The sequence below is a fragment of the Fulvivirga sediminis genome, assembly GCF_016757215.1.
Taxonomy (GTDB): domain Bacteria; phylum Bacteroidota; class Bacteroidia; order Cytophagales; family Cyclobacteriaceae; genus Fulvivirga; species Fulvivirga sediminis.
On sequence record NZ_JAESIY010000009.1, the window covers coordinates 97,993 to 117,843 of the forward strand.

Consider the following 19,851-nt stretch of genomic DNA (forward strand, 5'->3'; position numbering starts at 1 on the left):
TTGGTTGAATGAAAATGCCGCTTCTCAGCGGCATTTTTGCTTTTCTTTCATTTAAAGTAACTTTAAAAAGAGCTACACAATACTCTAAAGCTCCATTTTCAGGTACTTCCCGGTATGACTATCTTCTATTTTCACTATCTCCTCTGGTGTTCCCATAGCCACTACCTGACCTCCACCACTACCTCCTTCGGGTCCCATATCTACTATGTGATCTGCTACTTTGATAACATCTAGGTTATGCTCTATAACTAAAACTGAATTTCCTTTATCAACAAGTTTATTCAACACGTCTAATAAGTGTTGAATATCTTGGAAATGCAGCCCAGTAGTAGGCTCATCCAGAATATAGAAAGTTTTACCAGTGTCTTTCTTTGATAACTCTGTAGCAAGCTTCACTCGCTGAGCTTCTCCGCCTGAAAGTGTAGTAGCATGCTGACCAAGTGAAATATACCCCAGCCCCACTTCATTGAGCGTTTTTATTTTTCTAACAATTTTAGGCTGATTTTCAAAAAACTCAACTGCCTCCTCTACCGTCATTTCCAGCACATCTGAAATAGATTTTCCTTTAAACCTAACTTCCAAAGTCTCTCGATTATATCGCTTCCCCTTACATGTTTCACAAGGTACATGTACATCTGGCAAAAAATCCATCTCAATAAGCCTTAAACCTGCACCTTCACAGGTTTCGCACCTACCGCCTTTTACATTAAATGAAAAACGGCCAGGCTTATACCCTCTAATTTTCGCCTCGGGCAATTCTGAAAACAAAGCCCGTATATCTGTAAAAACACCAGTATATGTAGCTGGATTAGATCTTGGTGTGCGACCAATGGGTGACTGATCGACCTCTATCACCTTATCCAAATGTTCTAGACCTGTAACTTTCTTATAAGCACGCGGCTCCCTTCTAGAATTATAAAACTTTTGATTAAGAATAGGAAAGAGCGTATCATGAATAAGAGTGGATTTACCACTACCCGAAACTCCGGTGATGAGCGTTAAAGTTCCTAAAGGAATTTCAAGATTCACGTTCTTTAGGTTATTTCCCGTGGCTCCAGTAAGTTTTAATTTCTTTCCGCTACCTTTTCGCCTCTCTTTCGGAACCTCAATCTGCCTTTTGTCATTGAGGTAATCTGCAGTAGAACTACTCTGCTGTATAAAATTATCAGGGGCACCCTGTGCTACTATCTGTCCACCATGCCTACCTGCTCCAGGACCAATATCTATTATATAATCAGAAGCAAGCATCATATCTTTATCATGCTCTACTACAATAACGGTATTACCCAAATCACGGAGGTCTTTTAGAGATTTGATCAGTTTAACGTTATCTCTCTGATGTAAACCTATACTAGGTTCATCAAGAATGTAAAGTACTCCTACCAGCTGTGTACCTATCTGAGTAGCGAGCCTGATACGCTGTGCCTCACCACCTGAAAGGGTTTTTAAAGGCCTATTCAAATGTAAGTAATCAAGGCCAACATCTAATAAAAAGCCTATCCTCTTCCTTATTTCTTTTAAGACTTCTGAAGCTATTACATTTTGTTTCTCTGATAGTCTTTCTTCCAAGCCCTGAAACCAATTCCATAATTTACGAATGTCGTATTCGGCTAACTGAGAAATATTATGATTGTCTATCAAAAAGTGAAGCGCTTCTTTTTTGAGCCTCGCACCATTGCACTCAGGGCAGGTATTAGTGATGGTAAAATCATTAACCCATTTCTGAATTTTGTCTGACCCGGCCTCTTTTTGTTTTTCCAAGAATTGGATAATTCCTTCGAACTTGGTATTCCAATCAGTACCAGGATATTTAACAGATTTAACAGCTACCGGCTCACTATCTCCATAAAGCAAGATATGAATTACCTCCTTAGGAATCTTTTCTATAGGGGTAGAAAGCGTTACTTTATGTTTTTTTAGTATGGCTTGAATTTTCTTAAAAATCCAGATGTCTCGGTATTCACCCAGGGGCAATATACCTCCTCTACTTATGCTCAGTGACTTATCAGGAATAATAGAATCTTCCGTAATTTCTTCTATTTCACCAAGGCCATTGCATTTAGGGCATGCGCCATAGGGGGAGTTAAATGAAAATGTATTAGGCGCAGGCTCATCATAAGAAAGGCCCGAAAGAGGATCCATCAGGTACTTAGAGAAATGATGTATTTCATCATGCTGATCCAGCAACATTAAAATCCCTTCACCTTGCTTCAAAGCTGTTTTAATGGATTGACTGATTCTATATCTGTCTTTTTCCACTACCTGAATACGGTCAATCACCACCTCAATATCATGGGTTTTATAACGATCAACTTGCATTTTTGGAACCAGCTCTTGCATCTTACCATCTACCCGAACTCTGGAATAGCCATTTTTTCTCACCTGCTGAAAAAGCTCCCTATAATGTCCTTTTCGCCCTTTAACAATGGGAGCTAAAATGGTGAGTTTTTGTTCATCGTAATTCTGAAGGATATGATCCAAAATCTGATCTTCAGATTGACGTACCATCTTTTCACCTGTAGAATATGAAAATGCTTCTCCTGCTCGAGCATAAAGCAGACGCATGAAATCATAAATCTCCGTAGTAGTACCCACGGTGGACCGTGGATTCTTAGAAGTAGTTTTTTGCTCTATTGATATAACCGGGCTAAGACCATTGATCTTATCTACATCTGGCCTCTCTAAATTCCCTATAAATGAACGCGCATAAGCACTGAAACTCTCCATATACCTACGTTGTCCTTCGGCATAAATGGTATCAAATGCCAATGAAGACTTACCACTACCGCTTATGCCGGTAATTACTACAAGGGTATTTCTAGGAAAAGATAAGCTTACATTTTTAAGATTGTGCTCTCTAGCACCAATAATCTCTATATTATCATAGCCCGTAACATCATATCCTTCGCTATCATTTAAAACTTCCTCTTCTGCGATCATAGGCTATTTTTTGGTTTAGTTTTGCGTAAATCACAAAATTGAGCCATAGCATGGTTAAATGCAACTGATAAAAAATGATTATACTGTTGGAATCCCAAATTAATTACCTATGGCTAAATCAGGGTCAAAATCTAGAGAAATGGAGTTCATACAGAATCTTTTATATGTAGGAGCTGGTCCATCGTCAAAAATATGGCCCAAATGAGAATCACACCGGCCACACAGCACTTCTATACGATGCATACCATATGAATTATCTTCTTTATAAATCACACTATTTTCTCTTACTGCTTCAAAAAAGCTAGGCCAGCCACAACTACTAGCAAACTTCGCATCAGAATAGAATAATTTATTTCCGCATACCGCACAGTAATACACTCCTTTAATATCTGTATCCCAGTATTCACCAGTAAAAGCTCTTTCCGTTGCAGCTTCTCGTGCTACAGCATACAAGTCTGGCGGAAGTATTTTTTTCCACTCTTCATTACTTACCTTCAGCTTAGAAGTATCTGTTCTTGAGTAATGAGGGTTGTTTTTATGATCACTATTTTTTTGAGCATTAGCTTCACCTAGCATAATTGTCAATATTGATATGATTAAAATTCTTTTTATGAAGAACATACACGATTTATTCTTTGATGTTATAACACCATATCAGTAGACAGGGTTCAATCATGCTCCCTCTTACTTCTACCTACATAGATACGCTATGCTTCTGATTTTGGTTTTTAAAGAAAAGAAGGATTATAGTTTAGATATAAGCTCTACAAAAAGAATAGTAAGCTTAAGCTCAGCCTCAGCTGCTATCTCCAGTATTTCTTCAATCTTAACTGGTTGCAAGTTATCAGGATCACAATCATCAGTAAGTACAGAAACAGCACAACAAGGCAATGACATATGATTAGCCACTATCACCTCTGGAACGGTTGACATCCCTACTACATCGGCGCCTATTTTTCTCAAATATTTATATTCCGCCTTCGTTTCCAAATTAGGACCTGTAACTGCTGCATATACCCCCCTATGCAGATTAATGTTTTTTTCATAGCCTATATCCATAAGCATATTACTCATATTCACATCGTAAGGCTCACTCATATCCGGAAACCTGGGGCCTAGCTCATCAATATTAGGCCCTACCAAAGGATTTTCGGGCTGTAAATTAATATGATCTTCAATCAGCATCATGTCGCCTTTTTTCCAAACCAGATTCATGTTACCAGCTGCGTTCGAAATGAGTAATTGCTGCACTCCCAGACACTTCATCACCCTTACCGGAAAGGTCACTTGTTTCATATTGTAACCTTCGTAATAATGAAAGCGGCCCTGCATGGCTAGCACCTTCTTACCTGCAATTTCACCATAAATCAATTTGCCATGATGAAACTCTACTGTAGCCTGTGGAAAATGAGGTATATCATCGTAAGAAATTTCAACCTCTATATTTATTTGCTCTACAAATTTATTGCCCAGGCCTGTGCCTAGTATTACGCCTATCTGAGGAGAAGTTATTCCCTTATCTTGCAGAAAAGCGGTGGTTTCTTTTATTTGATCTATAGTCATAAGACAATAATAACCTTAGCTAATTTAAGGTGCAACATTTACCTGCTCATGCCACTGTACCCTGGCAGCTGGAGCCAGCTCCTGCAGTACAGCCATAGCAGTGTTGACTTATTTTAATTTCTCTGTTCTCTAATTTATTTATATCAAAATCTCTCAAATGCTGACCAGCAGCCTTCTGCACTTTTAAGCCTAGCATCTGATTAAAATCACAATCATATAGATAGCCCTGGTAATCTACAGAAAGTGTATTGCGACACATAACACCTTTTACGGCTGACGGATTAAAAGCATTAACTAATTTCTCCATATAGTCGTCATAGTTATCCGTACGCAGTAAAAACTCCAAAAACCGACTTATGGGCAAGTTGGTAATGGTAAAAAGGCTATTAAAATCTATATCAAAATGATTTTTCAATTCCTTTTTAAAATCTCTCTCAAGCTGTAGTTGATCAGCTGGCAAAAAGGCTCCTGCCGGATTATAAACCAAGTCGAGCAATAAACCTGTGCGATCTTGCCCATAGCCTACCTCATTGAGCATATGTAAGGCCTTTATTGACTTTTCAAAAACCCCTTCTCCCCTTTGCCTGTCAGTTTTATCTGGCTGATAAAATGGTAAAGAAGAAATTACCCTTACTTTATTCTTTTTAAAAAACTGCGGTAAATCATAATATGAAGGGTTAGCCAAAATGATGGTAAGATTTGAACGTACTATAATTTCCTCCACTCCGGCTTTATTAGCTTCTTCTACAAACCAGCGGAAGTCAGGATTCATTTCAGGTGCACCTCCGGTAAGGTCAAGCGTTTTAATATTGGCCTCCTTGATAATATCGATACACATTTTCATGGTATCACGAGTCATAATCTCCTTACGATCAGGCCCAGCATCTACATGGCAATGCTTACACACCTGGTTGCACATATACCCTATATTTACCTGAAATATTTGTATGCTACTTGGCTTCAGAGGGTAATCATTAATAAGATTGAGCCTATCCTCGAAAGAGGGAAGCTCACCGCTGGCAAACACACCTTCTGAAAGAATTCGAAGCTGCTCTTGGGTATTAGCTAAAATATGATGGTTGGCTCTTAAAGATTTAATCATACCGAAGTCTTACATTGAAAGCTTCTTCGATTTGTTCATCATTTGCACACTGTGTACTAATGATGCACCGCCACGAATGGCAGTGGTTACATGTACCGCTTCCATCATTTGCTCATCCGTAATTCCTTTCTCTAAAGAATCTGAAGTATATGCATCTATACAGTAAGGGCATTGAATGGCATGAGCAACTGCCAGGGCAATCAGTGATTTTTCTCTGGCCGTAAGTGCTCCTTCTTTAAAGACATCTCCATAGTAATCAAAAAATTTCTTAGCCAGCTCTGGACCAAATTCAGCTACATCTCCAAATTTTTTTAAATCCGCGGGATCATAATAAGTCTTTTCCATAAAGGGTATAGTTTGCATTAATATTGATAATTATACTACTCTGATGATAACGTAAAGACTGCAATAGTGTTAGTCTTAACTCTCTCCATATCATTCTAGACTAGTGCAAACTGTGATATTTAAATCAATCATTTACAGGAATGGCAATACGATAGACCTGTTTTCTAGATACATCTAAATGATCATCTCTCAGCCATGGGTTATGCCTTTTCAGTAACTTATAGTTTATACCCTGCTCCTTCGCAAATGCGATTAAATCCTTAATATCATGATCCACCTCTACATACCGTAGCTCTTCTGCATCATATAGGTGTTTCTTTTCTATATTGAAACCATACTTCTTAGGGTGCTCTATAATTTCCTTAATAGCCAAGATTCTAAAAACATATCTGGATGTTTCTTCATTGAGCAGAAGATCATAGTATGAGTCTACTTTTTGATTGTCTAATGCCCGTTGCAGGCCAGCCATACCTCTGTTATACGAAGCAGCTACGTTAGTCCAGTTACCAAATTTCTTATACGACTTTCTTAAATAACTACAAGCAGCCTTAGTAGCTTTTAAAGGATCATAGCGCTCATCCACTTCTCTATCTATCTCCAGCCCATTTTCTTTTCCTGAAGATTCTAGTATCTGCCAAAAACCTACCGCATTACTTGGAGAAACAACATTAGCAAAACCACCCTCAATGGCCGTTAAATATTTAAAGTCATCTGGAATATTATTTTCCTTCAAAATTTCTTCTATTTGAGGAAGCCATCGGTGTGCCTTTTTTATTAACACGATAGTACTGCTGTGCCAATATGTATTTATCAGCAACTCTCTATCTAAACGCTCTCTCACATCCGGAATCTCTAAAGGAACCCTTTCACCAGCAAAATAAAGATCATTAGGTATATCTAAAGATACAGCATTTAAATAGCCTGTATATTCCCCTCCCGGTGCATGATTAATATTATACCTGGGCATATCAGCCGGAACTGTTTTTTTTGCAATTGAAACAGACTCCGCCCTGCTATTATCATATTTTATATAACTACAAATAATGATTAATGATAGCAAGGCGATAGCATGAGGGAAGTATTTCATAAGTATCGTAGTTTAAAAAATTAGCACTAACATTTATTTAATTCTCATAAGATTTAAATAGTTCAGAAAAGCCAACTCTACAACAGTAATATTTTTAAAAATTAGGTGACAGAAGATATTTAGCATAGAAGTCATCAATTACTTCTACAGCTTCCTTCTCAGTCTCTACAATTTTAAACAGATTTAGATCATCTTTACTCACATTATTAGCCGCTGTAAGCATAGTATCTTTTATCCAATCTATAAGGCCTCCCCAATATTCCTTGCCCACTAATACAATAGGAAATTTCCCAATTTTTTTAGTCTGTATAAGTGTTAAAGCCTCAAAAAGTTCATCTAAGGTGCCAAAGCCACCAGGCATTACTATAAAGCCTTGAGAATATTTAGTGAACATAACTTTTCTCACGAAGAAATAATCAAATGTGATGAGCTTGTCCGGATCAATGTAATCGTTTCCCTTCTGCTCAAAAGGAAGAATAATATTTAATCCTACAGACTTGCCACCTTCAGATTTGGCTCCTTTATTAGCTGCCTCCATAATACCAGGACCACCTCCAGAAATAACACCATAGCCATGTCTTACCAACTTAGCGGCAATTTTCTCGGCCATTTTATAGTATTTGTGATCGTTACGAGTTCTGGCAGAACCAAAAATAGTTACACAAGGTCCTATTTTTGCTAATTTTTCAAAACCCTCCACGAATTCTGACATCACCTTAAAAATCACCCAGGAGTCATAACTTTTTATTTCATTCCAATCCTTCTCTTCAAAAGCACGAATAATTCTTTTTTCGTCTTCACTTAATTCATCAAAATTCTCTATATGATCTTGCTTTCTCTTTTTTCCTTTCATAGTCTTAAAATTTAATCAGCAGATAAACATACTTAATAAGTTTGCTTATAACAAACAGAATTGTACTTGTGATTAGCCAATTAGGTCTTCTAATGCAGAGCGCAAATGTGGGTATTGAAACTGAAAACCTTCTTTTTCTATTTTCTCTGACGAAACCCTACTTCCACCAAGCAACATCGAAGCCATTTCGCCTAAAATCAGCTTTAACATAAAAGCGGGCACCGGAGGTAAAAAAGCGGGCTTGTGCAGCACCGATGAAGTAGTTTTTGTAAATTCTTTATTAGTAACAGGATTTGGAGCTACGCCATTATATGGTCCTGTTAATTGATTTTCCATAGCATATATAAACTGATGACAAAGGTCATCTATATGAATCCAGCTCATATATTGATCACCTGATCCTAAGGGAGCATTCAAACCAAATTTTGCTGGGATCATTAATTTTTCCAATGCTCCTCCCTTCGGGGTCAGCACAAGGCCAACTCTTATTTTTGACACTTTAATGCCGAGGTCGGCTATCAGATCTGCCTCCGCCTCCCAGGCTTTGGTTACAGTTGCTAAGAAGTCATCCCCAAACCGGCTATCTTCTTTTTTAAGTACACCTCCACTATCATAACCATAATAACCAATAGCCGACGCAGAAATTACAGCTTTAACCTTATGATCATTATCTCGAAGAAGATCTTTGAGGAGGGCCGTAGATCTGGTTCTACTCTCTAACAGAATTTTCTTTCTCTCTTTATCCCACCTTTCATCAGCTATTCCCGCTCCTGCGAGGTTAATGATATAATCAGTTCCTTCCAAGCAGGCTTCATCAATAGTCTGAGCATTAACATCCCAGGCATAAGCCTCTATGTCCTTCACCTTTTTAGGGTTTCTGCTCAAATATTTTACCGTATAATTTTTCTGCTGAAGGAGCTCGGTAAGCCTGCCCCCTATGAGGCCCGTTCCTCCTGTGATTAGTACAGTTCCACTCATTATTTAATGATTCATATCCTAGAGGAAAAACGGTCAATAAGTATAAAAGTTCTAAATAAAAAACAGGCCATTGAAAATAGATCAATAGCCTGAGGATTTATTAGGGATTTACTTATAAACGGTATATGCAATTACACCAGCGTTATTGCCTCTATTACAAGGCCATGATATAACATCTCCTGATATAAATGCAGCAGAGCCCTCCACTGATATAATTTGATTTACATGCGCTTGTAAATCATCCTGATATTGATCTAGATTAATATCGCTATCACTATCTACATAGAATGCTAAGCCTTTATAATAAGTTTTAACTACACCTGACGGAGGCCAGCTTTTAGGGTAAGTGGTACAATTCTGAATGTAGTATTCTACCTCTTCCACGGCATCACCACAATCCTTATCATCATCTAAAGTACACCCTACTCTGGAAAAATTAGCAGGATGCTTTAAAGAAGATAATTCTTTCTCAGATGCTTGTCGTGTTTCAACCTTGCCTACTAATGATGTTAGATCAACTTCTTGTATTTCAAAGTTGTCTTTCTCATTTTCATCACAAGAGACAAGGAACATAGCGCACAGTATTAATGTGAAAATAGAAGAAAATAAGCTTTTCATAAATCTTATTATTTTGGTTTAAATTGATATATAAATATAGCTTAGATAAATTCAATATTTAATCTCAATAAATTATCATTATATTATATATTTATAGATTACTTAATGATTAATTTAAATATACATCTGGACCTACATGCTCTTTTGAAAAAATAAAAGCATAAAAAAGCCCGAAGTAAAACTCCGGGCTTCAATGTCATATATTAACTATACTTAAAAAGTATAAGCATATTTTAAGGTAAAAGTTCTTCCTGGGGCAAACCTTGAGAACAATTCTTCTTGATTATCATAATTCTCGAAATACTGCTCCTGCTTATCTCCTAGTAAATTAGAAACTCTCAAAGTAACTGTAGAATTCTTTTTATTACCAAGCTTTCTTGAAACGTTCAATTTCAATGAATTAAAAGAACGAGAATATACATCAGGAACCTGACCTACACCTACCACAGCCAAGCTCTTACCTTGAACGTTGTAAGATAAGTTAATGCTTGTTAGACCTTTGTAATCAGAGTAGTTAATAAAAGCGTTTATAAGATAAGGTGCCTGACCAGCCATAACCCTAGTTTTATCCACACTTTCTCCTTCTCTGGCCTGAGCCAACCTTGATTCGTATTCTGTTGTGCCCTGTGCATCACTTACCACTACTTCCGTCATATCCACTGCTGACTTAGTATATGAAAGGTTAGCTCCGGTAGACAACCCTTGTAAGAAAGTCAGATTTTTTCTGAATTCTAGTTCAAGACCATAAACATAGCTACCTCCAATATTTCTAGGTTTATATTCGTTTACAGGATCTTCAAATCTAGTTAGCTCAATATGACCATCAAACTTCTTATAAAATCCTGATAATGAAACCATTTCACCATTACCAAAGAAATTCTCAATTCTTAAGTCATAGTTATCTATCATAGTTTGCTCCAGATCAATATTTCCACTGAAGTAAAGGCCTGTGATAGGATCTAGTATCTGAGCATTAGATTTTTCTTTGAAAGATGGTCTCGCTAAAGTTCTACCGTATGAACCTCTTAAATTTGTGTTTTCATTTAAGCTATATACAAGGTTCAAAGCAGGCAGAATATTCAATTCATCAAGCGTTTGGGCATCATCCAATATATTTACTCCTATTCTATCTTGCCCAGTATAGAACATATTAGCCTTTTCTAGCCTTACTCCGTAGATTGCTCTTAAATCTTCAAATAGGGTGATATCATTCATTAAATAACCGGCAAATAATTGAGAGCGTGACTCGTAATTATTAGGAGCTTCATAATTACCCGTTAAATAGCTTCCTTGTTGTGTCTCAGGAGTCCAAATATTATCCGGCTCTAACAGCACTGATGGGTCATTTTCTATTCTGCTTGAAGTACTTTGAACCAAGTAATTATAGACATTGAACTCTCTCCATTTATAAAGAGCCATACCTCCTGCCTTAATTTTATTTTTCTCTGCCAAATCGTAGGTAAGGTCCAATTTGAAATTTTCATTATCTTCATTCAAGTCCCTATAAAAACGCCTAACACTTCCTCCTTGTCCACCAGCAATAGAGTAAGTCACTTCTCCATCTCCACTTGGCGAAGGCACTTCAGCAATAGAGGTATATCTAAAATCAGGATCATAAACTCTGGAAACTGTATATGAATTACTCCATTCAAATAAAAGTTTATCAAAACGATGCTTACCGGCTAGCATGCCATTAGTTACAGATCTTTGAGAATAAGTAAGAATATCTTCATATACCTTTTGACCTGTCTCCTCTACATCTTGCCCTATTCTATCAGCTGATTCTGTAATACCGTTTTGCGTTCTAAGGAAATTAAGGCTTAATTGATGATTGGCATTTTTTATAGCAGCTGTAACCAACCCACTCCATAAAACATTCTGTCTTCCCAAATCTCCATTCTTATATTCTTGCAGGTCAAGTCTTTGAATACCAGGATCTCTATCTTTAAAATACAAAGATGATAATCTGGTATCCTCATAGTACTCGTAATTATTTTGATAATTCAATACTACTCCATATCCAATCTGGTATTTACCTTTATCAATTTGATTGCCATGATTAAAAGAAAAGCTTGTATTCATGAAACTTCTCTGCCTCTTAGTAGCCATTTCAGGATTGAAACTTCTTGTTATAGACTCCAACTTAGGATCATTCATAACCTCCGAAGGAATGGTGCTTTGTGGATCTATTGGCAGCTCTCTAGTACCATCATCAAAACCTAGAAAATCTGTTTTTCCACCCTCATAGGTAACAAAATCTTTATTGAAATGCATATCAGGATTATATCCCATACCTAAAGAGATAGAAGTGATCTTCTCTTCAGGAAAACTTTTAGTTTCAACGTTTACAATACCTCCAGTAAAATCACCAGTTAAATCGGGGCTGAAAGTTTTGTATACAATAACATTTTCTAAAACATTTGTAGGAAAAATATCTATTTGCACATCGTTTCTTTCTGGATCAAGGCCAGGTATACTTAATCCATTAAGTGTAGTACGGGTGTACCTATCTCCTAAGCCTCTTACATATACATACTTACCTCCTTGCACTGCTACACCAGTTACCCGGCCTATAGCACTAGAAAGGTTAGTATCACCTGTTTTTCTAAAGGTTTGCGCAGAAACTCCATCCAAAACATTGGCAGACTTTCTTTGCAACGTAAGCACTGCAGCCTCTGAATCTTTTATAACTTGAGCAGTAACCACTACTTCCGCTAACTCCTCCACATCAGATCCTAAAGATATATCTAGCTTGTTCACCTTACCTGATTCAATTACTACATCGGCTATAGTTTTAGTTTGATAAGAAACAAACTGCACCGTAATAGTATGATTTCCAGGCTCTAAAGACAAAGAGTAGTTACCCTCAAAATCTGCCACCGACCCAGTTGTACTTCCTTGCTTAGAAATGGTAGCACCAATTAAAGGCTCACCGGTTTCTGCATCTGTTACTTTACCCCTCAAAAAACCTTTCTGGGCAAAAGCAGCTGTAAGTATTGTACAACTTAAAATAAAAGTAGTTAATAATTTTTTCATATCACTTCTGAAATTTGCTGCAAAGCTAATGTGAACATCTATGCCCTTGGGAAAACGGCAATTACCAAAAGTTTAAATTTTTAAAGTTGGAGTTACCAAAAGTTAACACTGAGTTAACCTAAGTGCCAAAGATGACAAGTACCGATCGAAGTAAATAACTGACTATTTCCTGATAATCCTATAATAAAGAAATATCACAGTGTTAACACTGTGATAATATTAGGTACTTAAGAAAAAGTTACTCCAATATTTTGGAGTAACTTTAAATCATTCTAATTATAACAAATCCAAGATAGAAGATATTGTCCAGCTATTGAAAGCAGTTGCATCAGTAGCACCAGTGGCTTCCGAGCTAGTAGCCATATCTTCTGCGTTAGCTTGATAATCGATAGGTAAATCGCACTCATCAGGATTTTCATCCTTGCCATCTTCATCATATACTTTGAAAGCGTCGAATTTCACATTATTGAATACCAAAACTCCGTCGATTAAATTAGTATAAGCATCGGTTTCTGCGGCACAGTTATCATCAGCATTAAAGCTAGCTCTAATTTGAAGCGTTGCTCCACCATCAAAACCTTCCCATTTCACATTTGATACAGTACCTTGAGGCTCAGATTTGAAATCGGCAGCACTACCTCCTCCATCTACAGAAGTTATAGTACCATTCTTAATCGTAAATTTACCTTCTGAATTTTCAGGTCCCTCAGGTCCATCTATCTCAAGTCCTTCATCCGAATCAGTTGAAGAGGCAGTATAAATCATGAAGTTATCAATTGTTCCTGCATATGCCTGGTCCACGTCTAAAGCATCATCACCTACTCCGTAAATTAGTACATCTGAAACATTTACTGTTCCTCCGAAAAATTCTATTCCATCATCAAAATTGGCAAATATTTCAACGTGTGAAATCTGAGTTCCTGAACCAACACCTCCTAAAGTAAGACCATTAATATCATTACCTTTAGCAGCATCTATAGTGGTTCCACCATGTCTGATAGATACGTATTTGAACACCCCTTGATTATCATCGGGTTTATCTCCACCGTATTGTCCTAGAGGCTCACTTGCCGAAACGCCTTCTATCTGAGCAGAAGTACCAGCACTAGGAGAAATTGGAGCTGAGCCTAAAATCACTACACCACCCCATTGTTGATTATCAGTAACTTCAAGATTAGTACCTCTCTTTTGACCAACTTTGATATTATCAGTCATTGCTGTAAAAATGATAGGATTTTCTGCAGTTCCCTCTGCATCAATTAAACCATCTCTTGCTATGGTTAGAGCAGAGGCAGCTGATCCTTTACCTTCTTTACCTTTAATTATAGTTCCTTCTTCGATTGTAAGCTTAGCTCCGTTAGTAACGAAAACTCTACCATCAATAACCCATATTTTGTCATTAGTAAGGGTCATATCACTTTTAATGTAACCTGTTAAAACAGTGTCTGCTACCGGATTGGGGGTAACACCACCATTATCATCGTCACCGCATGAAGAGAGATAGAACATCGCTCCAAAAGCTGCTGCTAGACTTAAAATTTTTTTCATTGCTAGAATAATTTGTTTTTAAATTCCTTTCTGGTTCAATTAGTGCCTCAAAGGTGGATAATTATTGTTAAGTCTAGCAGGTCATCATATTATCGATTTGTTAAAGAATATAAAGAAAAGTTTAAGGTAATATTAACAAGAAAGCCACCTCAAATTGAGGTGGCTTTATATAACATATCCTAAATGTCGTATTCGGAAATTCTTAATATTAACTAATTGTTAATTGGTATTTTACTAAGAATAGAATCGATGATCTGATGGGTCTTTATATTATCGGCTTCAGCCTCATAGTTTAGTATTATTCGGTGATTTAGCACGTCAGGAGCTACTTCCTTAATGTCTTCTGGTAGCACATAATCTCTTCCTTCAAAGTAAGCAATTGCTTTAGATGCTAAATTCAGATTAATAGTTGCTCTAGGAGAAACACCAAATTGTATATACTCTGCCTCCCTGTTCAGTCCATATGATTTAGGGTCACGTGTAGCATAAACTATTTCTACAATATATTTTTCCAGCGATTCAGAGATAGTCACTTTGTTAATCTCATTTCTAATAGCGAATACATCTTCCTTTGTAAGCACTGTATTAACTGTATAGTCAAAAGTCATATTAGAAATTCTACGCATGACCTCCAGCTCCTGTTCTTTAGTAGGGTAATCCACATATACTTTCATCATAAAGCGGTCTACCTGTGCCTCTGGCAATGGGTATGTTCCCTCCTGATCTACCGGGTTTTGGGTAGCAAGTACCAAAAAGGGTCTATCAAGCTGAAAGGTAGTTTCACCGATAGTAACCTGCTTTTCCTGCATAGCTTCTAATAATGCCGACTGTACTTTAGCAGGTGAACGGTTTATCTCATCAGCCAGAATCATATTAGCGAATATAGGGCCTTGCTTCACTTCAAACTTGGCTAACTTTTGATTATAAATCATTGTACCAATAAGGTCGGCAGGTAGTAAGTCTGGCGTAAACTGAATCCTTTGAAAATCGAGATGCAATACTTTAGCGAGAGTACTTACAGTTAAAGTTTTTGCTATTCCAGGCACCCCTTCAAGCAAAATATGACTTTGGGTAAAAAGCCCTATAAGAAGCCTATTTATCATAGCCTCTTGGCCAACAACCACTTTTCCTACTTCTGAAAATACATTCTTTATTTTGTCTTGATACTCTCTTTTCTTATCTAATGTAGATATTGATTCGTCCATTCCTAAGATTGGTTAAGTTTATAAGTACAACTGTAAATCTATTGCAATAATATATATTTAGCGTTAAAATTTTTACAAAGGGTTAGGCTTTAAGACTAACTGGTTAATATTTAACATTTATTTGCATATCTTATTAATAATATATGAGACGATTTGTTATAGGTGATATTCATGGAGCTCACAAGGCTTTGCTACAATGCCTCCAAAAGGCACATTTTTCTTATGAAGAAGATCATTTAATCTGCCTGGGAGATGTTTGCGACGGTTGGCCAGAGACTAACAAGGCTATAGAGGAGCTGCTAAAAATAAAAAATCTAACCCTAGTAAAAGGAAACCACGATTTCTGGACTGAAGAGTGGGCAAGAACAAATCAGCCCGATGAACTCTGGCTTAATCAGGGTGGAGCTGCCACTATTAACAGCTATTCTAACGGAATGCCGGAAGCTCATTATAACCTTCTGAAAAAAGCGTTTCTATACTATCGGGAAGACAATAAACTGTTTGTACACGCCGGAATAGAACCAGGCATTCCTTTAGAAGCTCAAGGATCTAACATATTTCTATGGGACAGGTCTCTATTCAAAACAGCTTTTGATGCCTACCAAAACAACACTGAGCAACAATTATCTTCATTCGAAGAAATATATATTGGCCATACCCCTATTCATAACTATGATCTTTTTCACCCAATAAAAGCTTGCGAAGTTTGGTTTATGGACACCGGTGCAGGCTGGAACGGGGTACTATCACTTATGGATATAGATAGTAAACAAACTTTTATTAGCGACCGAGTAGATACCATGTACCCCAAAGGTAGTGGCCGTATTAAACATCAAGCTCAATAATCTGAGCCTCCACACTGCTTGTATAATTTTGTATGTAATGATCTATCTCAGCGGTAGTTTTATAGTTCGTAACTACGTTTTTAATATCATCTAAGTTCATCATCTGCATTCCTTTTTCACAAAAACCAAAACCATGATACACGCCCTTTTCTACTAGCACCACTGCCTGTTCATCTTCAGTTCTGCCCTCTCCTAGTATCGCAAAAGATTTATCTGCTCCTTGCTGAAAAGATAAAATAGCCTCAATTACTCTCTTATTATAATTTTCTGCAAGCTCTTTACCATCACAGGCACCACCACAATTACCTAACTCCAGATCATAACAGGCTCCTTCAGTTTTTTGAATACCTGATAATTTTGGGCAAAGACTAAACTCTTTTACTTTATCAATCATAAAATGCCATGCATCAGTATGGGCATGAAAAGTCATTAGAGGTGCTAATCCCTTCACTCTTTTACTCACATTAAAACGCAAATACCCCTCTCTATCCTCATATTTGTAAATAGCCCATGGGTTACTCTTTACTTTTTGAGATTGATTGTACTTCGGCCAAAGCCGCTTTATCTCTTGAGATTCTAAAAGCAATGCCACCAATTCATTACCCGTGAGTTCAAAGCTAATGTGATGAATTTCATTTCTTATAAACTGGTTCCGTTTATGTTTACTAGTACCAGAAAAATGACCAGTTATACGCTTTTTAATATTAATCGCCTTGCCCACATAGATTACATTACCATGCTGATCATGAAAATAATATACCCCCGGAAGTTCAGGTAGGTTACTATATTCCTCTTTCGGGAGATTTGGCGGCAACGTGGTTTCTTTTGAATTTCTCTTTAAAGCAGCCTCCACTATTTCCGGAGCTGTTTTAATTATTTTTTCAAATAAAATAGCAGTGGCCTGGGCGTCACCTCCTGCACGGTGTCTGTTTTCAATATTAATATCTAACTGCTCGCATAAATTACCTAAACCATAGGATCTAAGGCCCGGAAAAACATTTCTACTAAGCCTTACGGTACATAACCTTTTAGGATTAAACTCAATGCCTACATTCTCAAATTCTCTTTTTAAAAATGAATAATCAAAGTGAACATTATGAGCTATAAATATTTTGCCGGCAAGCATCTCACTCATTTCTTCTGCCACTTCCTTAAATAGCGGAGCTGATTCTACCATAGACTGGTCTATGCCTGTAAGCCCCGAAATATAAGACGGAATAAACTGCTCAGGATTAATAAGAGACTCATAGGTATCAATAACCCTCTCTCCATCATGAATAACTATGGCTACCTCCGTAATTCTACCACTACCAGCAAAGCCTCCTGTTGTTTCTATATCTACTATTGCGTACACTTTTCTAAATCTAAATTGTAGAGTTTCCCCTCAAAAGTATTCTAAACATCCACAGCTCTGAGCTGTTAAAAAATTATAATTCTGCCATTGGACTGCAATTTTTCAATTATTTAGTTAAATTAATTGAGGCACGATATTTATAACTTAAATCAACATGGCTACAACTAAAACAACCACCAACAGCAAAGCCGGAGCACAAACTGAAGCTAAAAGCTTTACACAACAACCGGCGAGTAAAGAACAAGATTCCCAAACTGATAATTCAAAATTAACAGCAGTTTTAGAATCAAAGGTTTTTGCATTGGCTATGAGTATTGCAGAAAAAATATCTTATAGTAAAAGTAAAATATTCCGTCTTCTTCAGCATGCTTTTGAGAAACTGAAAGAGGAGAGTAACAGAAATAATATTCAGCGCGAATTCAAACATAAAACCGCTGTACTGATAAGGATGATTAAGGCCTATTATAACGGTTTATATACTAAAATACCTACCAGCGCTTTACTAAGAGTAGTAGGAGGATTAGTATACTTCGTATGGGTGCTGGATTTCATTCCTGATTTCATACCTATACTAGGACTAGCAGACGATATAGCTGTAATAGTCTGGGTATACAATGGTTTAAAGGAAGAGATAGAAGAATTCGAAAACTGGGAATCAGTAAGTTCAATTAATATAGACGATAACCAATAAAATCAACAACTATGGACAATGAAAATGTAAAATTTTTAGCAGGTTTGGCTGCAGGCCTTGGTATAGGCACAGTATTAGGTATATTATTAGCCCCAGAAAAAGGCTCTGAAACTTATAAAAAAATAGAAGGCACTGTGAAAGATGTGGCTAATGATTTAGTCAATTATGGGGCTGAAAAAGCACAACTTCTCAAACAAGAAGCAGAAAAGGTTACTAAATAATATGTCATTTCTCAGCCGCATAGCACGTAAGCCTATCGATATTGTAGAGCACAAAGTAGACAAGCTAAAAACCCAAGTAAAAGAAGAGATGGGACAAGCCATTTCAAAAATTGCCTTTGTTATGGTAATGATGGTAGTGCTATGCTTTGCTGTGCTCTTTGCCAGCATTTGCCTGGCTCTCTACCTAAACGAGGTAATGGAATCAGAACTGCTGGGCTATCTTACAGTCTCTCTAATATATGTAGGTGTTTTTATACTTCTTTTTTTAGTGAGGAATAAGAACATTATCTTCCAGAAAATGAAGGAGTTCACTCAATATTTATTCGGAGGTCAAGACTTTCTATAAAAAAAATTAATATTTTTTCTGGGCAACCCATTGTAAATTAAAAAGGCTTTTATACATTTGCAGTCCACTTAGCAAGATAGCTAGTGAGGAGCTTAAAAGCGAGAATAGCTCAGCTGGTAGAGCACGACCTTGCCAAGGTCGGGGTCGCGGGTTCGAATCCCGTTTCTCGCTCCAAAACATTGCCTGCACACGAGCAGGCTTTCTTTTTAAGATAAATTTAGGCTACGCTGTAGCTTACGCCCGGGTGGTGGAATTGGTAGACACGCAGGACTTAAAATCCTGTGGACATTGTGTCCGTGCGGGTTCAAGTCCCGCCCCGGGTACTCAAACCCCTGTTAATCGATAAGATTTTCAGGGGTTTTGTGTTTTAAGCTCTTCTGTTAAATCAACGATTACCAGTAAGAGCAGGATTAAAACGTAGTAGCAGGATCAACGCTCTGCTCAATATCATGAACTTCTTCTGGAGAAATGTATAGATTATCTATCCTAGCTCTATAATCAGCTGGAAGATCATCTCTCATAAGGATATACTTCTTTGTTTTTATCAAATAATCAGCAAAACCATGCTGAATAGCGTACGTGTCAGCTCTGCGCTCTGCTCTTCTTAAATATCTACGGGAAGTAAAATAACGCATACCAAAACCTACCATTTGCATAGAGCTTCTATTCAGATAATCTACGATGTGACCTAACTCATGAGCAACCCAGCCCACTATAATATCATCAGGTAAAGTGCTAATAGATTTTAATGAATCATTCAAGGAAATCATCCTCTGCATTTTCACTTTATATACGCGTTTATATTTGTTTTTAAACAAACTTCTTACGCGAGGCTGCGCCTGCATCACAGCATTATTAATATGCTCCTTAAACAAAAAGTCTATTGAAATGTCTTTGAGCTCAGGATATAAAGATAGTGCCTCTCTAATAGGCACAGCTAACGATTCGGGGATTTTCTTATTCTCATAGTACTCATCAGAAAGTTTCTTCTTCTGAGCTTGAAGCATAAGAGGGCACAACAACAAAAACGCGATTAGATATTTCTTTATATACAAAATGATATGGGTTTTACAAATTTATAGAGTTCAACGTATTAAAGTAACCTAAAAAATAGACTTA

Annotated in this window: 18 protein-coding genes and 2 tRNA genes; 6 read left to right on the forward strand and 14 right to left on the reverse strand. The window is 37.1% G+C overall.

Translation table 11 applies throughout. The annotated features are described in order from the left end of the window. Positions 1–84: 84 nt before the first annotated feature. From uvrA to JL102_RS16620, 12 genes are all read right to left on the reverse strand, one after another. Positions 85–2,940, reverse strand: coding sequence for an excinuclease ABC subunit UvrA (uvrA, locus tag JL102_RS16565; protein ID WP_202245555.1), 2,856 nt, complete (start codon positions 2,938–2,940; stop codon positions 85–87). Between the two features lie 99 nt (positions 2,941–3,039). Further along, on the reverse strand, positions 3,040–3,516 hold the full coding sequence (gene msrB / locus JL102_RS16570) for a peptide-methionine (R)-S-oxide reductase MsrB (RefSeq protein ID WP_237390634.1): 477 nt from the start codon (positions 3,514–3,516) through the stop codon (positions 3,040–3,042). Positions 3,517–3,684: 168 nt separating this feature from the next. Then, positions 3,685–4,503 carry a purine-nucleoside phosphorylase gene (locus JL102_RS16575; RefSeq protein WP_202245557.1) on the reverse strand — a complete coding sequence of 273 codons (819 nt, stop codon included), beginning with the start codon at positions 4,501–4,503 and terminating at the stop codon, positions 3,685–3,687. Positions 4,504–4,549: 46 nt separating this feature from the next. Further along, the gene (gene arsS, locus JL102_RS16580; RefSeq protein WP_202245558.1) at positions 4,550–5,605 is read right to left on the reverse strand and encodes an arsenosugar biosynthesis radical SAM (seleno)protein ArsS; all 1,056 of its coding nucleotides are present in this window, start codon (positions 5,603–5,605) and stop codon (positions 4,550–4,552) included. Positions 5,606–5,614: 9 nt separating this feature from the next. Next, the gene (locus tag JL102_RS16585) at positions 5,615–5,950 is read right to left on the reverse strand and encodes an arsenosugar biosynthesis-associated peroxidase-like protein (protein ID WP_202245559.1); all 336 of its coding nucleotides are present in this window, start codon (positions 5,948–5,950) and stop codon (positions 5,615–5,617) included. 124 nt (positions 5,951–6,074) lie between these two features. Further along, a complete protein-coding gene (locus tag JL102_RS16590) occupies positions 6,075–7,037 on the reverse strand; it encodes a lytic transglycosylase domain-containing protein (protein WP_202245560.1) in 963 nt (320 codons plus the stop codon). A 94-nt stretch (positions 7,038–7,131) separates the two neighbouring features. Further along, positions 7,132–7,890: an LOG family protein gene (locus JL102_RS16595; protein WP_202245561.1), complete on the reverse strand. Its 759-nt coding sequence runs from the start codon at positions 7,888–7,890 to the stop codon at positions 7,132–7,134. Positions 7,891–7,962: 72 nt separating this feature from the next. Next, positions 7,963–8,868: a TIGR01777 family oxidoreductase gene (locus JL102_RS16600; protein WP_202245562.1), complete on the reverse strand. Its 906-nt coding sequence runs from the start codon at positions 8,866–8,868 to the stop codon at positions 7,963–7,965. A 108-nt stretch (positions 8,869–8,976) separates the two neighbouring features. Next, complete coding sequence (locus JL102_RS16605) at positions 8,977–9,486, reverse strand: hypothetical protein (protein WP_202245563.1); 510 nt, start codon at positions 9,484–9,486, stop codon at positions 8,977–8,979. Positions 9,487–9,699: 213 nt separating this feature from the next. Continuing rightward, a complete protein-coding gene (locus JL102_RS16610) occupies positions 9,700–12,522 on the reverse strand; it encodes a TonB-dependent receptor (protein WP_202245564.1) in 2,823 nt (940 codons plus the stop codon). Positions 12,523–12,798: 276 nt separating this feature from the next. Next, the gene (locus tag JL102_RS16615) at positions 12,799–14,070 is read right to left on the reverse strand and encodes a hypothetical protein (protein ID WP_202245565.1); all 1,272 of its coding nucleotides are present in this window, start codon (positions 14,068–14,070) and stop codon (positions 12,799–12,801) included. A gap of 212 nt (positions 14,071–14,282) precedes the next feature. Beyond that, complete coding sequence (locus JL102_RS16620) at positions 14,283–15,275, reverse strand: AAA family ATPase (RefSeq protein ID WP_202245566.1); 993 nt, start codon at positions 15,273–15,275, stop codon at positions 14,283–14,285. A 143-nt stretch (positions 15,276–15,418) separates the two neighbouring features. Here JL102_RS16620 and JL102_RS16625 point away from each other — a divergent pair, with 143 nt between their 5' ends. Next, positions 15,419–16,120 carry a metallophosphoesterase gene (locus JL102_RS16625; RefSeq protein ID WP_202245567.1) on the forward strand — a complete coding sequence of 234 codons (702 nt, stop codon included), beginning with the start codon at positions 15,419–15,421 and terminating at the stop codon, positions 16,118–16,120. Here the strand turns inward: JL102_RS16625 and JL102_RS24025 are convergent. Beyond that, entirely contained in the window at positions 16,101–17,474 is a 1,374-nt protein-coding gene (locus tag JL102_RS24025; protein WP_202245568.1) for an exonuclease domain-containing protein, read from the reverse strand. The genes JL102_RS16625 and JL102_RS24025 overlap by 20 nt on opposite strands. 154 nt (positions 17,475–17,628) lie before the next feature. Here JL102_RS24025 and JL102_RS16635 point away from each other — a divergent pair, with 154 nt between their 5' ends. The 5 genes from JL102_RS16635 to JL102_RS16655 all read left to right on the forward strand — a co-directional run bounded on the left by JL102_RS16635 (position 17,629) and on the right by JL102_RS16655 (position 19,055). Then, complete coding sequence (locus JL102_RS16635; RefSeq protein ID WP_202245569.1) at positions 17,629–18,165, forward strand: YkvA family protein; 537 nt, start codon at positions 17,629–17,631, stop codon at positions 18,163–18,165. Positions 18,166–18,176: 11 nt separating this feature from the next. Next, entirely contained in the window at positions 18,177–18,386 is a 210-nt protein-coding gene (locus JL102_RS16640) for a YtxH domain-containing protein (protein ID WP_202245570.1), read from the forward strand. A gap of 1 nt (position 18,387) precedes the next feature. After that, positions 18,388–18,732 (forward strand): phage holin family protein, encoded by a 345-nt coding sequence (locus tag JL102_RS16645; protein ID WP_202245571.1) that lies wholly within the window; start codon positions 18,388–18,390, stop codon positions 18,730–18,732. Between the two features lie 98 nt (positions 18,733–18,830). After that, a tRNA-Gly gene (locus JL102_RS16650) sits at positions 18,831–18,906 on the forward strand. 64 nt (positions 18,907–18,970) lie between these two features. After that, a tRNA-Leu gene (locus JL102_RS16655) sits at positions 18,971–19,055 on the forward strand. Positions 19,056–19,142: 87 nt separating this feature from the next. Here the strand turns inward: JL102_RS16655 and JL102_RS16660 are convergent. Continuing rightward, positions 19,143–19,787, reverse strand: coding sequence for a hypothetical protein (locus tag JL102_RS16660; protein ID WP_237390635.1), 645 nt, complete (start codon positions 19,785–19,787; stop codon positions 19,143–19,145). Positions 19,788–19,851 lie beyond the last annotated feature (64 nt).

Bases quoted from the DNA above. Each gene is read 5' to 3' on its own strand.
- uvrA (WP_202245555.1), bottom strand. From the start codon at position 2,940: ATGATCGCAGAAGAGGAAGTTTTAAATGATAGCGAAGGATATGATGTT.
- msrB (WP_237390634.1), bottom strand. From the start codon at position 3,516: ATGCTAGGTGAAGCTAATGCTCAAAAAAATAGTGATCATAAAAACAAC.
- JL102_RS16575 (WP_202245557.1), bottom strand. From the start codon at position 4,503: ATGACTATAGATCAAATAAAAGAAACCACCGCTTTTCTGCAAGATAAG.
- arsS (WP_202245558.1), bottom strand. From the start codon at position 5,605: ATGATTAAATCTTTAAGAGCCAACCATCATATTTTAGCTAATACCCAA.
- JL102_RS16585 (WP_202245559.1), bottom strand. From the start codon at position 5,950: ATGGAAAAGACTTATTATGATCCCGCGGATTTAAAAAAATTTGGAGAT.
- JL102_RS16590 (WP_202245560.1), bottom strand. From the start codon at position 7,037: ATGAAATACTTCCCTCATGCTATCGCCTTGCTATCATTAATCATTATT.
- JL102_RS16595 (WP_202245561.1), bottom strand. From the start codon at position 7,890: ATGAAAGGAAAAAAGAGAAAGCAAGATCATATAGAGAATTTTGATGAA.
- JL102_RS16600 (WP_202245562.1), bottom strand. From the start codon at position 8,868: ATGAGTGGAACTGTACTAATCACAGGAGGAACGGGCCTCATAGGGGGC.
- JL102_RS16605 (WP_202245563.1), bottom strand. From the start codon at position 9,486: ATGAAAAGCTTATTTTCTTCTATTTTCACATTAATACTGTGCGCTATG.
- JL102_RS16610 (WP_202245564.1), bottom strand. From the start codon at position 12,522: ATGAAAAAATTATTAACTACTTTTATTTTAAGTTGTACAATACTTACA.
- JL102_RS16615 (WP_202245565.1), bottom strand. From the start codon at position 14,070: ATGAAAAAAATTTTAAGTCTAGCAGCAGCTTTTGGAGCGATGTTCTAT.
- JL102_RS16620 (WP_202245566.1), bottom strand. From the start codon at position 15,275: ATGGACGAATCAATATCTACATTAGATAAGAAAAGAGAGTATCAAGAC.
- JL102_RS16625 (WP_202245567.1), top strand. From the start codon at position 15,419: ATGAGACGATTTGTTATAGGTGATATTCATGGAGCTCACAAGGCTTTG.
- JL102_RS16635 (WP_202245569.1), top strand. From the start codon at position 17,629: ATGGCTACAACTAAAACAACCACCAACAGCAAAGCCGGAGCACAAACT.
- JL102_RS16640 (WP_202245570.1), top strand. From the start codon at position 18,177: ATGGACAATGAAAATGTAAAATTTTTAGCAGGTTTGGCTGCAGGCCTT.
- JL102_RS16645 (WP_202245571.1), top strand. From the start codon at position 18,388: ATGTCATTTCTCAGCCGCATAGCACGTAAGCCTATCGATATTGTAGAG.